The organism is Emticicia sp. MM (assembly GCF_001649495.1).
In genome coordinates this window covers 21,332-36,546 of the sequence record NZ_LXHX01000107.1, presented here as the reverse complement: position 1 = coordinate 36,546, position 15,215 = coordinate 21,332, and the positions used below count along the sequence as shown (strand labels likewise).

The 15,215-nt window shown below is 36.9% G+C and carries 14 protein-coding genes; 3 read left to right on the top strand and 11 right to left on the bottom strand.

The genetic code is table 11. The annotated features are described in order from the left end of the window. Positions 1-62: 62 nt before the first annotated feature. A complete protein-coding gene (locus tag A6M55_RS13400) occupies positions 63-2,591 on the top strand; it encodes a T9SS type A sorting domain-containing protein (RefSeq protein ID WP_064198100.1) in 2,529 nt (842 codons plus the stop codon). A 76-nt stretch (positions 2,592-2,667) separates the two neighbouring features. Here the strand turns inward: A6M55_RS13400 and lysM are convergent, their stop codons facing one another. Further along, positions 2,668-3,126: a peptidoglycan-binding protein LysM gene (lysM, locus tag A6M55_RS13395; protein ID WP_064198099.1), complete on the bottom strand. Its 459-nt coding sequence runs from the start codon at positions 3,124-3,126 to the stop codon at positions 2,668-2,670. Between the two features lie 341 nt (positions 3,127-3,467). Between lysM and A6M55_RS13390 the strand changes: the two genes are divergently transcribed. Both A6M55_RS13390 and A6M55_RS13385 read left to right on the top strand, forming a co-directional pair. After that, positions 3,468-4,229, top strand: a complete 762-nt coding sequence (locus A6M55_RS13390) for a DUF2927 domain-containing protein (RefSeq protein WP_064198098.1) — start codon at positions 3,468-3,470, stop codon at positions 4,227-4,229. A gap of 134 nt (positions 4,230-4,363) precedes the next feature. Further along, entirely contained in the window at positions 4,364-4,912 is a 549-nt protein-coding gene (locus A6M55_RS13385) for a nuclear transport factor 2 family protein (RefSeq protein WP_064198097.1), read from the top strand. A gap of 66 nt (positions 4,913-4,978) precedes the next feature. Here A6M55_RS13385 and A6M55_RS13380 read toward each other — a convergent pair whose 3' ends face one another. The 10 genes from A6M55_RS13380 to A6M55_RS13335 all read right to left on the bottom strand — a co-directional run bounded on the left by A6M55_RS13380 (position 4,979) and on the right by A6M55_RS13335 (position 15,182). After that, entirely contained in the window at positions 4,979-5,695 is a 717-nt protein-coding gene (locus A6M55_RS13380) for an alpha/beta fold hydrolase (protein WP_064198096.1), read from the bottom strand. Positions 5,696-5,933: 238 nt separating this feature from the next. After that, positions 5,934-7,196, bottom strand: a complete 1,263-nt coding sequence (gene clpX / locus A6M55_RS13375) for an ATP-dependent Clp protease ATP-binding subunit ClpX (protein ID WP_064198095.1) — start codon at positions 7,194-7,196, stop codon at positions 5,934-5,936. A 201-nt stretch (positions 7,197-7,397) separates the two neighbouring features. Beyond that, entirely contained in the window at positions 7,398-8,162 is a 765-nt protein-coding gene (locus A6M55_RS13370) for an oxygenase MpaB family protein (RefSeq protein WP_064198094.1), read from the bottom strand. Between the two features lie 36 nt (positions 8,163-8,198). Then, positions 8,199-9,080 carry a DUF2809 domain-containing protein gene (locus A6M55_RS17590; RefSeq protein WP_229235540.1) on the bottom strand — a complete coding sequence of 294 codons (882 nt, stop codon included), beginning with the start codon at positions 9,078-9,080 and terminating at the stop codon, positions 8,199-8,201. A 4-nt stretch (positions 9,081-9,084) separates the two neighbouring features. Next, a complete protein-coding gene (locus tag A6M55_RS13360; RefSeq protein WP_156511067.1) occupies positions 9,085-10,599 on the bottom strand; it encodes a DUF4173 domain-containing protein in 1,515 nt (504 codons plus the stop codon). A gap of 70 nt (positions 10,600-10,669) precedes the next feature. Next, the gene (locus tag A6M55_RS13355) at positions 10,670-10,963 is read right to left on the bottom strand and encodes a transcriptional regulator (RefSeq protein WP_064198140.1); all 294 of its coding nucleotides are present in this window, start codon (positions 10,961-10,963) and stop codon (positions 10,670-10,672) included. Between the two features lie 91 nt (positions 10,964-11,054). Beyond that, a complete protein-coding gene (locus A6M55_RS13350) occupies positions 11,055-11,675 on the bottom strand; it encodes a hypothetical protein (RefSeq protein WP_064198092.1) in 621 nt (206 codons plus the stop codon). 2 nt (positions 11,676-11,677) lie between these two features. Then, entirely contained in the window at positions 11,678-12,061 is a 384-nt protein-coding gene (locus A6M55_RS13345; protein WP_229235539.1) for a diacylglycerol kinase family protein, read from the bottom strand. Then, positions 12,051-12,743 (bottom strand): DUF1361 domain-containing protein, encoded by a 693-nt coding sequence (locus A6M55_RS13340; RefSeq protein WP_064198090.1) that lies wholly within the window; start codon positions 12,741-12,743, stop codon positions 12,051-12,053. Before A6M55_RS13340 ends, A6M55_RS13345 begins: the two co-directional genes overlap by 11 nt. A gap of 147 nt (positions 12,744-12,890) precedes the next feature. After that, positions 12,891-15,182: a PQQ-dependent sugar dehydrogenase gene (locus A6M55_RS13335; protein WP_197491709.1), complete on the bottom strand. Its 2,292-nt coding sequence runs from the start codon at positions 15,180-15,182 to the stop codon at positions 12,891-12,893. Positions 15,183-15,215: the final 33 nt, after the last annotated feature.

The window sequence follows — 15,215 nt, the reverse complement described above, 5'->3', positions numbered from 1 at the left end:
TTTGCTGTAAAAAATGCATCGCTGCTGTCACGATGGAAAATTGAGCGAGTCCCTTATAATAAATGAAAAAAGTAAAAATTTTAATACTTCTATTGCTTCTGCTGGGGCAAGGCAAAATTCTTTTTGCTCAGTTTCAGTGCGGTACACCTTCCCCAAACAACCAACAGAAACAAGAATTACTTGAGTTATTTCAGCAGTTCAAGCAGCAAAAAAATGCACGAGCAATTAACAATTATCGTGTAGCCGTAAAAGCAAACGTAGTTTCGGGTACAAATGCCAGTAGTTTTTTGAACGAATCGGATGTAAGAGCTATCATCACTAACGCCAATCTGTATCTGCAAAATATCAATATTCAACTTTATCTCTACAACGATAAAGTATTTCAGATAAAAAGCGACCAATACGCCGATTTCAAGATTGTCGATGAAGCAGCTCTTCGTCAGGCAAACGATGTTTCGGATGCCATTAATATCTATTTTGTAAAATATATTACGCTTCAAAATCTCACGATTTTGAGTGGATATGCCGCCTTGCCAAGCTATGCGGCAAGCACCAATCGTATTTTTTATTCTTATTTTGAGCGAACCGAAGACGATTTCAATAATCTAAAAAATAAGACATTTCTCCACGAAATCGGGCATTATTTTGGGCTTTTACACACTTTCCAAGATAGCAATCATGCCGATATAAGCAAAAGAGAACTCGTCACTCGTGGAGCAGGCTCTAACTGCGTATCAACTGGCGACCAACTCTGCGACACCCAAGCCGACCCATTTGAACGCCTGCCGCTCATTTATGCCTTTAATTGCGATGAAAAAACACCTTCAAATCTGCAAGATGCTCACGGTAATACTTTCAGTCCGCCCATTGATAATATTATGTCGTATCAGCAGCGTTGTGGTAATGTCTTCACCGAACAGCAATACCAAAAAATGCAGGCTTCGTTTGCTATTCGCTTTTCACCGCTGGCCGAATACCAAATTGTTTCGAGAAATTCTAATTTTTTGAGTGTTGACGAGCTTGATAAGAAAGTTTATTGTGTAGGAGATTCGGTAAAAATTAAGTTTAATCTGGAAGGAATGTTTGAGAACAACAATCAATTATTTGTTGATATTTCGGACAAAAACGGTAAGAATTTTCAACGAATTGAATCAAAGTTTATTGGTGACAAAATAGCGATAAAACTACCATTCACGCTACCCGAAGGAGACAACTACCGTATTCGCTTAACAGCAACACGCCCCGAAACTATCAGCCCTATCAGTGAGCATTTTGCCGTAAGAACCTATCCAAGTGCTACTATTTCAAGCACAAACGCCAACATTAACGCTGGTGAAAGTACCAACTTAGTTGTAAATTTAGACGGAAGTGGAGCATGGTCTTTTCAACTTTCAGATGGGACTTTGGTTGAGAATTTTCTACAAAACTCTTATGTAATTTCCAAATCACCTACTGAAAGCACAAGCTACTCAATTATTTCAGTAAAAAATATGTGCGGAACTGGCAGCATTAGTGGTTCAGCGACTATCAATGTTATTCAGCCACAAATTCAAGCCGAAGCACTATCTACCAGTACAATTTGTCAGGGGCAAAATATTAGACTTTCAATTTCAATAATTGGTAAATTATCCAGCAATAGCCAATTAGTTATTCAAATTTCTGACCCAACTGGCAATAATTATACTGATTTACCAACCCAAGTTTCTTTGTTTACGCTTTCGGCACAAATCCCTATGAATTTTCAGACTGGAAGTGGATACAGAATAAAAGTGGCCGCCAAAAACACCAACTATTTTAGTTCAGTTTTAGGGCCTTTAAGTATTATCCCCCCTCCACAACCTCCTGTTGTTGTTGAGAACTATACTTTTTGTCAAAACAGTGCAACTGCTGCTCTCACTGCCATAGGTACAAATCTAAAATGGTACACAGGCGAACTTGATATAAAACCATTTCTGAATATCACTCCACCGACTGGTAATGTTGGAATATTAAGCTACTTCGTTAGCCAAAGTAATAGCTATGGCTGTGAAAGCAAAAAAGCTAAAATTAATGTAACCATTATTCCACTCGCAACCGCCACCATCAGCGGCGATGCAAGCTTATTAAATGGAGATAGCACTCTACTGAAAGTAAATCTGACAGGTGAACTTCCTGCCGAACTAAAACTATCGGATGGTCGTTCATTTATTGCTAATCAAACACCATTTATTATCAAAGTAAAACCCTCTAAATCAACCACTTACACACTAAAAGAAATCAAAAACTCATGTGGTTTGGGTTTCATAAATGGCAGTGCTAAAATAACAATTTTAGAGCCTTTAGCAGCTGAAAAGCCTGTCGAAAATATAGTAAACATTTTCCCAAATCCAACAAGTGAGCAGTTTGTGGTTGAGTTTTTCAAGACAACATCTAAAAATGCAGGCATCAGTATTACAGATATTAATGGGAGAATAATCCAAGAACGAAAACTAAAAGGAATAGGAAAACAGGAGGAAATTTTTAACATAGACCACTATTCATCAGGCATTTACCTAATAAAAAGTTTTTTTGATGATAAAACCATCATTAAAAAGATAGTGATTGAAAAATAGAATTAGGTTACAGATATTAACACAAAAAGCCCTTCCATTTACAGGAAAGGCTTTTCTATAACTTCTCTTATACAAATTAAAGAGCAGGAATTCTTAATACTTGACCTGGATAGATTTTATCTGGGTGTGAAAGCATTGGCTTGTTTGCTTCAAAAATTACAGGATATTTCATCATATCACCGTAATATTCTTTAGCAATTTTTGATAAAGTATCGCCTTTTTCAACAGTATGATATTTTGCTTCTGGCTCTGGAGTCGCTACAACCAACTGGTTATCAACTACCTGTACGCCTTCAACATTTCCTACTGCCAAAGCAATTTTCTCAGCATCTTCTTGCTTATCTACTTCCCCAACTAAGGTTACAGTATCACCAGCAATCTTAACAGTAAGGGTATTGAAAGGTAATCCAAGTTTTTGAACATGTGCTAATAATGCACTTGCTTTCAATTCTTCTTTTTGTTCTACTGGTGCAGCTTCTTCTTTGCTTCCGAAAAGTTTCTCGCCCACACCTTTAAAAAATGACATTAATCCCATTTTGTGTAATTTTTGGTTTTGGAGTAAATAAAATTTAACTATTGCAAATGTATTAAAAACTTAGTTTCCTCAAGGAAAAAATCATTATTTTTATGAATTTATTTACTTTTCGGTGTAAAAGCTACCAATTATTACATTTACATCACTTCTGACGAATTTTATGCTGAAAGTAACAAATTATTTTTTTTTTCGTTAGATAATTATATCCAATGGCTGCTGTTAGTCTAAAATAAAAGTTTTTTCGGATTCTGATGGTACGAAATTTGCTCTATTTTTAGTATAATTTTCACACAAAGTACTATTAAGGTTCTATTGAGAAGTTGAAATAAAATATACCAAAAATGAAAATTATTATTACCCTAACAGCCATTTCATTAATTTTTCTTACGATTGCTTGCCAAACCTCAAAAGAGAATATTACACCAATTAGTAATACAACTACCAATTCGACAAATACATCCACTTCCACCACAACAACTTTAAAACCGAGTAGCCAAGAAATTTATGATACTTTTGTGCGTCTTACACTCAAAAATTCGGCAGGCACTGCGGCAATGACTATTAGAAAATGGCTTCCGAGCAAAACTCAAATAAAAATTTATTGGGACGGCGGCCGAACAACTGCTTTGATAAGTGCTTTAGATAAAATTATGGCAGATATGAACGCCTTAAATAAATATAATAAAATGATAAGAACTGAGGCCGCCGCCGAAGCCGATATTATCATAAATCGAGTTGATGCCACTACCCACAATAATAAATATGCCAGTTATAAAATAACTAATAGTTCGGTTCAAGGAACAACTTTTACGCAGTGGACAAGTGATGCCATCACGAAGGCAATTGTATGGCTATCGCCCTCTGCTCCAACTACGATACAAAATGGGGTTTTACGCCACGAACTCACGCACGCATTGGGCATCGGACATACCGAAAACACCAAATCAATAATGGTGGCAGTAATGAGTAGTAATAATTATGATTTTAATAGTTTTTCACTTTTAGACCAAAGAGTGATACAAATTTTGGCTGACAATAGAGTAAAACAGGGCAATTCAGAAGCCAATATTAGTGCTGTAATAAAGGAATATGCAGCCAAATAAAACATACAGGCCACTGGTTTTCAAGCATTTAAAAACAAAACCTGTGCTACTATAAAATTTACAAATTAGATAATAGCAATAGTCAAAAAATATTTTCGTTAATTTACCACAGGATTACAAACATATCTATACCGATGAAATTCAACCAATCATTATTTGCACTTGTAGCCTTTTTAGGCATTTCGATAAGCACTTTCGCACAATCGGAAGATGAAGCGATTAAAGAAACCCTCAGTAATTACCTGGATGGTGGTGCCGTGGGCGACACAGCTCGCTTAAATCGTGCATTTTTTGCTTACGCCAACTTACGCAATCTGAGTAAAGAAGGGAAAGTTTCGGAAATGCCCGTGAAAAAATTCATTGCGGCTGTGCCTGCGGGTGGAGCAAAATGGACAAGCAAAATCGTAAGTTATAGCTATGCTGGCACAGCCGCAACAGCCGTAACTGAAGAAGAGTTACCAACTTTTAAATTCGTTGATTTCTTGAATCTCTTGAAAATCAATGGCGAATGGAAAATCGTAAGCCGTGTGTATTCGAGAGTTGAGAAAAATGTGGCAGTTGCTTCATCAAGTCCAAGTGGTGGTGGTTTTTCTACGGCATCATCAGTTGCACCAGCCAAAGGAAACGCAGCAGCAAAAAAACCTGCCCCAAAACCAAAGCCTTCGGATGATGGCTGGAAGTAACCCCCAGCCCTAAGATATATGCAACAAAAGCCAGCAGAAATGTTGGCTTTTGTGCTTTTATACATTTTAAATTTTCGACAAAAATGCTGTCACAACTTTAGCACTTTCGGCTGGGTTTTCAAACATCCCTGCATGAGCAACTCCTTCTAAAACTACACTTTGGTCATTCTTTAATAATGTAATTTGTTCCAATGCTGCTTCTTTCGGCACAAAAGTATCTTTTTCACCTGCCAGAATCATAATTGGATAATCAGCTTCTTTTAAAACTGAAGTTTTATCTTGCCGCCCACGCATCGCAATTTGGGCATTCATCAATGCTTCTTTTGGAAAATAGGCATAGCGTTCGATTTGTTTTTCAATAAAATCAGCATTTTTTCCCTTAAACTCTTCGGTAAACATATTTGGGTAAAAACCTTTGATAAACTTAGCCGTACCTTGCTGGTCAATCACACGGGCGGTTTTGAGTCGAATTTCTTTTCGCTCTTCGTTGTCTGCATAAGCCGATGAATGGAAAAGCCCCAAGCCCAAAACTTCATCTGCAAACTTTTCAGCATAAGCCAATGCGATATAACCACCCATCGAATGTCCTATGATTACAGATTCAGTAATAGCCTTTTCATTTGTGTATGCTTTTAACCAATCAGCGTAGCCATCAATACTTTCGATATGGGTTAGTGAGGCATAATCAGGGCAAAAATAAGTATGCTTTTGGGGTAAAACTTTCAGAAAGTCGGTCCAAATGGTGGCATCTTCGCCAAAACCGTGCAAGAAAACAACATTCATATTGATTGTAGATTTTATAGTGAAAGCTATAAAAAAAGTCTCATTTTGACAACAAAATGAGACTTTAATAGAATTATTTTTCATTGCCGTCTGCTTTAGCTGACGGTCATTAATGATTAAAACAAGATTGGCTTTAGTCTAAATCACGACTACGATTTGACTAAAGTCTATCGGTTACTTGATTCTTTTATCCGTCAGCTAAAGCAGACGGCAATAAAATATTCTTTCTCAACTTTAACTAAGCTGCTACTTTCAACTGATAGAACGCCGAACGTTCAAACATATTTTGTGCGTAATCAAGCGTAATCGTAAAGTTTTTGATTGATTTATCCGACGGGATTTCGTACATAATATCGGTCATGATTGCTTCACAAACCGAGCGTAAACCCCTTGCCCCGAGTTTAAACTCCATAGCTTGGTCAACGATATACTCCAAAACTTCATCCGAAAATTCGAGTTTAACATCTTCCATCGCAAAAAGTTTTTTGTATTGTTTGACCAACGCATTTTTAGGTTCAGTCAAGATTCTACGAAGTGCCGAACGGTCGAGCGGATTGAGGTACGTCAATAAAGGCAGACGACCAATCAACTCTGGAATCAAACCGAATGATTTAAGGTCTTGCTGAGTCACGAAACGCAATAAACTTGTATCGCTGGCAAGGTCAATACTTTTACCCGTGTTTGAGAAACCAATCGGACGAGTATTCATACGTTTTCCGATATGACGGTCGATACCATCAAATGCTCCTCCACAAATAAAAAGGATATTTTCGGTATTTATCTGAATCAATTTTTGCTCTGGATGCTTGCGTCCGCCTTGTGGTGGCACACTCACAATTGAGCCTTCCAATAATTTCAAAAGTCCTTGCTGCACGCCTTCGCCGCTCACATCACGAGTGATAGATGGATTATCGCCTTTGCGAGCAATTTTGTCAATTTCATCAATATAAACAATGCCACGCTCGGCCAATTCTACATTGAAATCGGCTGCTTGGAGCAAACGGCTCAGGATACTTTCTACGTCTTCGCCTACATAACCCGCTTCGGTCAAAACAGTTGCATCGGCTATGGCAAATGGTACTTGAAGCACTTTTGCAATCGTGCGAGCTAAATAAGTTTTACCAGTACCTGTTTCGCCAACCATGATGATATTCGATTTCTCAATCATTACATCATCTTCACGTTTAGGTTGCGTTAGGCGTTTATAATGGTTATATACGGCCACGCTCAACACTTTTTTGGCTTCATCTTGTCCGATAATAAATTGGTCAAGGTGGTTTTTGAGTTCAACTGGCGGTCTTAAATCAAATTTTGGTAATTCTGATTTCTTTTTCTTTTCTTTTTTAGGTGGAGTCACTCCTCCGTTTAATTCTTGTTGTACTAATTGAAAACCTTGTTCGACACAAAAATTACAGATATTCGCTTCTGACCCAGATATTAATAATTCAACTTCGTTTTTACGTCTGCCACAAAAAGAGCAATAAGCTTGTCCAGCATTCATTCGAGCGTATTTTTTTGATTTATCCTACAAAAATACGAAAAATGTTTGGGTTTAGGTACTAATGTGGAATGAAGAATGTAGAATTAAGGATGTAATATATTACAATTCAAAAGTATCTTTAAAAAAAACGGCAAAAAAGTCCCTCGAATATCAAGGAACTTTTAGAAACTAAACCCTAACAACCTGAAAATCTATTAATGCTTAATCAATAGCCATTCTATCCAAAGCCATAATCTGCTGAGCATAATCAGGCGGTAAAAGTGCTTGTTTTAGGAATTTATCAAATTTAATTTTTTGTGTGAATTTATAAAGTAGCAGAAAAGGCTTCAAAACAGAAAAACGAGACATTGACAGTAAATTTCTTGCCCGAAGTGGCACGACAAGTTTTTGCCCTTCCCACAAAATCAAATATCGAAACACGCCCAAATGCTTACGGTATTGCTTGTATAAATCATCGGTAAAGGCACTTTTGAGCAAGTTCTCTTGCAAATGTTGTTCACGAACTACCAACCAATCAGTGTGATTTTTCGGTAAATTTTCTAACCCCATTCGCTCCCCTACCCTATTAAAAACATCGAATATTTCTTCTTTCTCGGCATCAGTCAGCTTTCTTTCGAGCAATTCAAAAGCCGAAATTGAATAATGAATGAGCATAAAAAGTACATCTCGGTACGCCCAATCGGGAATCTTCATGCCCCTACTCTGCTCAACTGACTGATGAATTGCCGTGATTTTATCAATAGCCGCAAGAGCTGTTCGTTCATCCGAAAAAATGATTTGTTGGGCATAAACCACCGTTGAAAATAATCTACCGAGTGGGTCGGCGGGAAGTTTGCCAGTAAAATAGAGCCAATCGACGGCTTTATTTAATGAAAATTCGGCCGCTGCCCCACCAAAAATAAACAAAATGGTATCGGCATTGCCCCAAATTTCACGGACAATTGAGTTTTTATGTACGAAATTCATGCTCTTGATATTTATTTTATTTGGTCAGACTTGCCGTCAGACCTTATTCTCGCTCAAACCCAAGGTTTCTTTATCGAAAAGAAAAACAGCCAAAATACCCAGCGTGTAAGCAAAAATATCTCGCCAATCAAAAGTGTTACCGATGATAATGACCAAATATTTACTGGGTTTGAAAGGCAAATGATTTAGAATACGGCAGTATTGTAAGAATTCAAGAAAATATGCAAAACCAACCGATAAAAGAGCTAAGTTTAAATCAGACGAGTTTAGAAAAGTTTTTAGGAGAAAGAACAAGGCAATTACCGCTAAGAAATCTCCAAAAAAGGGACGAACAATGGCATCATCGACCCAAAGTGCAATGCCTACTTCTACCAAAAACAGCAGTAAAAAAATAATAAACGGTTTCAATTTGAACGAAAACATAAGATAGTATTTGTGGTACAGATTTGTAATAAATTTTATGAACAAAAATCCGTAACAATCTGCGGTGGAACATCGCAGCGGCGAACCGTCAGCGTCATCAGCGTACCATGATGGTTTTGAAATTTCATTCATAAACAATCTGAAATTATAATAAAGCATACAAAGTGGATAACTGATAATGAAAATACTCAACAAAATCGGCACTATATCAATCGTTTTTAACATTTCAGCAGAAAGTACTGAAAATACTACCAACCAAAAGGTCGTCGAGATTAGATTGATAGCAAAAACACAAGCTGTTTTCATACTTTTTGACTCTTCTAAATCAATAGAATAAACCAAAAAATAAGAAATTATACAAAATAAAGGTATTAGAAAAAGTAATAATTCTCTGCCTTTTCCCACTCCTATAAGCAGAATTCCGATAAGAAAACAAACAACTAATGGCAAAACATTCAAACCTCGAAGCATCCTAATCCAGCGTTCTTCTTCCATTTTTTTAGTTAGTTTTTGGTGAAACAACTGGCACAAGCGGGCTTGCAGCAATCTGAGTCTTTAGCTTTTCAACAGCTGCCTCATCTGCAAAATTCCATGAACACCAAGTATATCCTTCTTGGCGTTTAAAATATCGTTCAATTCTTGCTATTAGCCAATCTTGATTTCCCTCATTTGGAAGTTTAGCACGATTTTCATAGATAATTGGCAGGGTTTTATCGGAAAGCGTTAGTAAATAATTATAATCAACGCCGTTTTTGAATGTATGCGAAAGGTTATAACGAGCAATCAGTACATCCCAATTTACCAATGTCAGTCCCATAAATACTGCATACAAAGCCCAAGTATTTACACGAAACATATAGAAAAACGACTTAAAATCCTTAATTTTTAGCCATAAAGTGCATAATCCAATCAAAGTGATTAGTAAGAAAACACCAACCCCAATGCGTAAATGCGTCAGTCCATAAAAATCAATATAATAGTAGTTTCGTAGGCTGACTGATATTATCAAAATCACATTTTGCACAATCCAAGTGTAGGCTAAAGATTTCAATAATTTATTATTTTGATAGAAATTAAGGTCTTTGCGGAAATAATAAAGCAGAATGGCTATCGACAAAAAGATACTCAAAATAAGTGTTCCTGTGCCTTCATGAACCAATTTTGAAAGATTTCCCGCTTGCGAATAATCGAAGCTTAACCAAAGAAAATTAATATCTATCACATTAATAATCAGCAACAAGACATTCACCGAACCAATGAGCATTAATGCAATTTTGTATTCGTTGCGTTGAAAATTTACATCTCTTTCCGCAACCTCCTCCGATGGCGTAATATATTCATTTTGAGGAAATAGTTTTAGAAGGTTTTTCGCCACACCCCAATCAAATATTATGCTAAAAGTCAGGTAAGTTGCAAATAGAAAAAACACAACTCGACCCAAAGAGGCTTCATCGAAAGTGAGATTGAAAAGACTAATTACATATTTCCAAGAATTATTGACCAACTCATTAAAAACAGGATTAGCATTGAAGAATATCAAGAAAAACACGCCAAAAACCAACATCGGGATGATGGTCAAAAATATATTTCGGCTAATAAATTTGGCAAACTTATTTTCACCAAATGCCGACTCCGACGCTCGTTGTAGTAATCTTGGAGCTTCGATAAATGTCGTAAAAAAATTGACAATATATTGCAAAGCCGCTTCAAAAAGTGTCTTTGAGCGATTTTCTTGCATCAAACCAATCATCAAAAAAAACGATGCCAAATGCCCCAACTTACTCACCACCGAATTATGCACAAGCACCATCAAGCCCGACACCAAAGTAAGCACGACAGCTACTTGCACATTACGTTTACGAATACTTTCAGGAAACAAAAAGAAAGCCAAGACAAACATCACTAAATTGCTGAATATAAATAGATTAATACCAAAATCTTCTTCCCAAAAAATAGCATTAAAAAGCAATGGTAGCCCTATCAGGCTGGCAGTTTGAATGGTCTGTTTTTTCATTTTTATTTTAGCTTTTTGATTCAAAAAAAGTACTTTGTTTTTCAAAGTTAATTTGCAAAAAAATATATATCTACGTGCCTTTTATAAACTTCTCAAGTTCATTAAGGTGGTCTTCAAAAGCTTTTTTTCCTTCTTCTGTTACGCTATAAACCGTGCTTGGTTTTCGGCCGATAAACTCTTTTTTGAATGTAATATAATTGGCTTCTTCTAAGGCACGTAAATGCGTAGCTAAGTTGCCGTCAGTCATTGACAAGAGATCTTTCAAAACGATGAAACTTACCTCGTCATTAACCATCAGCACCGACATAATACCAAGTCGAGCTTTGCTTTCAAATGCTTTATTAAAATTCTGTAATATTTGCATAAATAGTCCACGGTCAACATCGGATCGATCGCCGATGCGGTCGATGGTCAACAGTGATAAGTATTTCTTTTCAAAGTAATTCTAAATTCACTCATTTTTTTGAGTCCATGTCATATTTAAAATACATTACTGCACCATAAATAATGTGAAACACCCCAAAACCCATTGCCCAAAAAATCAGATTCCAACGTGCCAAAAATAGCGAAATTAATCCTAAAATGATTTGTCCCAGGCCTAAATAATAAGTATCATGCACCGTATATTTACTGGCATTAACCAAAGCTACACCATAAAAAACTAATGTGGCAGGAAAGCAAATCCAAAAGAAACCGTTGTATAATAAACCCAAACAGAAGATACCTCCCGCAAATAATGGAACGAGCATACTGAACAGTAGACGTTTAGATGTAGAATTCCAAACATTCAAACCTTGTTTCCGAGATTTCCTGACCGTAAACAATATTCCAAAAAACAAAGCTCCTACTAATACCAATAGGGCATCAACTAAAAGCAAAGGTACTACTTCTTGTCTAACGGTAGGGTCGAAAAGCAAATATAAGCCCTCGATATGAATTTTTTGATGAGCATACCAAGCACCCAACAAAGCACATATGCCTGCCGAAATACCCGAAAGTCCACTCAACGAAAGAAATTTCGAGGAGCGTTCCATCAAGGAGCGAATTTCTTTTAGATTTTCGAGATGTTCGTTCATTACTAATGAGTGAATGAGTGAATGTTAGAATGAGTAAATGTTAAATCTATTTCAAGAACTTTAGGCAAAAATATGATAATTCCAACAATAACCGCAACAATCGACATAATCAATACTGCGGCGGCAGCTAAATCTTTTACTTTTCCGATTAATTGATGGTATTCGGGCGACACAAAATCACAGAGTTTTTCGATTGCCGTATTGAGTGTCTCTACCGCCAGAACCAAACCAATTTGGGTAATAATAATCGTCCATTCGATGGCTGACAAATTCAAATAAAAACCTGATAATAAGACAATTACGGCAGCAAAAATATGAAACCTTGCGTTATTTTCTTCCATCAAAAATCGAAGCCCATCAAACGCATGGCGAAAGCTACGCAGCATTTTTAAGAGTTTCATCACGATTCGGAATTAAAATGAGCATCGAAACATACAACACCGCCACAACCAACGTAAAAACCAAAGTTGTCTGAATGGCCAGTGGATTTTGTAATTCTTGAAACGATTTTCGGAATAAATAAAATGGATTCGTGAATAAATCCCAACTGTTGAATCTTACGAAACGCCCCAGATATAAACCAAAACCTGATAAAACAATGCTTGCCGAAATAATAATCCAAGCTAAAGCATTGCTGATAAACTGATTAAGTACTTGATGGGTAACCTGCAAAGAATATAATCCAGTGCAGATTCCTGCCAAAGCCGCAATAAAAAATCCGACTGTATCGAACCATAAAATAGCATTATTGTACTCGCCTAAGTGCATCAAATCGGTAATCAGATAAGGTGCATTCGGAAAGAAAAGTAACCATAAACCCAAATTAATGAAAATAACTAACTGCTTGGGTTTTGAAATAAATACAGATGAGGATAATCGGCGAGCTACGAGGGCAAAAAACAGAGGCATCCAAGCCAGAAACAGATTCCAAAGCAAAAATAAACCTCGAAGCTGTTCGGTTTGTACCGCTCTGATGATCAATAACAAACAGCACAATGCCGAAAGCAAAGCCAAACTCAAAGTGGCTCGACTGATTCTGAAAAATATTTTAATTTGATTCGATTGCATTATTTTAAAAAGAACTTTGTATTGCAAAGTAAATTTTAAAAAAATCTTTATGCAAGTATTTTGTAGAAAAATTTTTAAATTAATATTTGACAAATTCGATAGGAACGTCCAAATTGGACGTTCCTACGGGTGAATTAAATTTTAAAACTAATTCTTTATCACCTTAAATGTCTTAGAAAAACCGTCGGTTGTGATTTTTAACAAGTACATTCCGCTTTCGGCGACGATTAGTTTTGAGTCGAGAACAGGCTTAATTTCTTGCCAAAAAGCCTCTTTTTCCATCAAAACCCCTCCATTGGCGTAGTATAATGTTGCTTTTAGCGTTTTATTGGTGAGTTCGTTGAGCGGAAAAATATCAATCGTATGCTCGGTTGGATTGGGAGCAATATTAAAATTTGTATTTAAAGTTTCGGTGCTTAAAACTGGGCCAGCATTAGGACATTTTGGCTTGATAATTTTCTCATAAGTTGAACTCAGCCCTTCGGCATCGGTGGCAGTGAGTGTTACTTTATAAAAATACGTTTGAGCATCACAAGGAACAATATTCAGCACTGCTTCGCCAGTTAAACGATACGAAGATGTAACAAAATGAATATGGTCGTCGTGGTATAAAAGCACTGACCACAAATACCTTAACTGCTCTTTTGAATGTTCAGCATCGGTCACTTCGGCATTGAATGTAATCGGAAAATCTTTTGAGTTATCAAATTCTTCGATTTTATCAAGGCTCGTGCTATTAATCTGCGGAGGCGTATTATCGACAAAAATACTCATTGATTTACTCGACGAAAGCCCCGCCTCGTCAGTTACTTTTACGGTTGCCGTATAAGTTGCAACTTTTCCGTTTGAATTATACGTATGGTTCGGATTTGCATCATTCGATTTATTCCCATCGCCAAAATCCCATTCATATCTCAGCGAAGTGCCTTCTGGGTCTTTAGAATCACTGGCTCGGAAATTGACAGTCAAGGGAGCTTTTCCGAAAATTGTCGTGGCCGATTGCACAACAGTCGGGCGGCGATTGGCAGTTGGATTATACGATAATCGCCTGATTTCGTGAATATTTGGGTAAAAATAATTGGTGTAATAAATAGCTCCATCTTTCGGATTGATAGCAAATGAAGTCGGATGAATATCACTTACAAAATCAATAACTTCGGTCGGATTTCCCTTTGTATCGAACTTAAATGCTTTTATCCAACCTTCATAATCACCATGGTAATAAAGATTTTGGTATTCTCTCGGAAACTGCTGATAGTTATACCAAATGCCACCGATTGAAGAAATTCCCGAAAACTTATTGCCTTTAAATTGTGGCGAACTAACCGCAAATGCTTCGCCATCGACAATTCCCTGTGCAAAAGTCCCACGCCAATCAATCACAGGTTTTTGATGGCTTTGTGGCAAAAATTGAGGGTCTTGATAAGATTTATTCACATAATCAATACCTTCATAAGTTGGCCAACCAAAATTTAGTCCTCCTTTGGCAGCTACATTTATTTCTTCTCGGTGCGACCATCCCACATCACCCATGTAGATTGTTCCAGGGTTACTATCTGTCGAATTTGTGCTTCCAGTATTTGGCCTAATCGAAAATCGAAATGGATTACGCAAACCATAACTCCAAACTCTTGATTTAGGCGAACGTGGGCTTGCCGCTTCATAAAATGGATTTGACGGCAAACCATCACCCGTATTTGGGTCGATTCTTATTAATTTACCATCTAAAGAATTGAGATATTGACTTTTATAAGCATTAATATTTTCTTCGGGCTTTATAAAACCTAAACTTACAGCCTCTTTAAACCAATCACTTTGAGTATCATCAACCACGCCATCGGTGGCCAATGCGGCATCTCCAATGGTTGCCAAAAGCGTTCCGTCAAGCCCAAAAACCAATGAACCAACGCCATGATTATCAACCAAAATCGGGATGCCCGTCGAAGGAGTTTCTCCCACCAAAACTTTTCTTGAGTTCAACTCAATTTCAGTAAAATTGCTTGAAGTTATCAAAGTATAGCGAGTAATACGCCCAATTGTAGTCTGAAAAGGTGTTTCTTCTTGGGGGGTGTAATCAGGTTTGCCGAAATTCAGCACATGATAGCGTTTGGCGGCATACATTAAGTAAACATAACCATTTTTCAAGAAATCAGGGTCGAGAGCAAAACCATTGAGTCCATGGTCTCCGTAATCGAGTACTTCTTCACTAATATCAATGATTGGTTTGGTAGATTTTACGCCATTTTCAACGATAAAAACTTTTCCACTCTTTTCCCATACATACATTCGCCCGTTAGCATCAAAAGTAAGGCCAGTCGGTATCGTCCAATTTTCGGAAATAGCTTCATCAATAAAACCAGAAGGCTGAGCGAAAGAATTAAAATGGAAGAGTTGCAGAATAAAACACCCAAAAACAAGCAAAAATATCTTTTTAGTCATAACAGCTACATAAATTTCAAAAAAACATAGAAC

Coding starts and splice junctions, on each gene's coding strand:
- A6M55_RS13360 (WP_156511067.1), bottom strand. CDS start 10,599: ATGAAAAAACAGACCATTCAAACTGCCAGCCTGATAGGGCTACCATTG.
- A6M55_RS13340 (WP_064198090.1), bottom strand. CDS start 12,743: ATGCAATCGAATCAAATTAAAATATTTTTCAGAATCAGTCGAGCCACT.
- A6M55_RS13345 (WP_229235539.1), bottom strand. CDS start 12,061: ATGCTGCGTAGCTTTCGCCATGCGTTTGATGGGCTTCGATTTTTGATG.
- A6M55_RS13350 (WP_064198092.1), bottom strand. CDS start 11,675: ATGAACGAACATCTCGAAAATCTAAAAGAAATTCGCTCCTTGATGGAA.
- A6M55_RS13355 (WP_064198140.1), bottom strand. CDS start 10,963: ATGCAAATATTACAGAATTTTAATAAAGCATTTGAAAGCAAAGCTCGA.
- A6M55_RS13385 (WP_064198097.1), top strand. CDS start 4,364: ATGAAATTCAACCAATCATTATTTGCACTTGTAGCCTTTTTAGGCATT.
- A6M55_RS17590 (WP_229235540.1), bottom strand. CDS start 9,080: ATGGAAGAAGAACGCTGGATTAGGATGCTTCGAGGTTTGAATGTTTTG.
- A6M55_RS13380 (WP_064198096.1), bottom strand. CDS start 5,695: ATGAATGTTGTTTTCTTGCACGGTTTTGGCGAAGATGCCACCATTTGG.
- A6M55_RS13390 (WP_064198098.1), top strand. CDS start 3,468: ATGAAAATTATTATTACCCTAACAGCCATTTCATTAATTTTTCTTACG.
- clpX (WP_064198095.1), bottom strand. CDS start 7,196: ATGAATGCTGGACAAGCTTATTGCTCTTTTTGTGGCAGACGTAAAAAC.
- lysM (WP_064198099.1), bottom strand. CDS start 3,126: ATGGGATTAATGTCATTTTTTAAAGGTGTGGGCGAGAAACTTTTCGGA.
- A6M55_RS13370 (WP_064198094.1), bottom strand. CDS start 8,162: ATGAATTTCGTACATAAAAACTCAATTGTCCGTGAAATTTGGGGCAAT.
- A6M55_RS13335 (WP_197491709.1), bottom strand. CDS start 15,182: ATGACTAAAAAGATATTTTTGCTTGTTTTTGGGTGTTTTATTCTGCAA.
- A6M55_RS13400 (WP_064198100.1), top strand. CDS start 63: ATGAAAAAAGTAAAAATTTTAATACTTCTATTGCTTCTGCTGGGGCAA.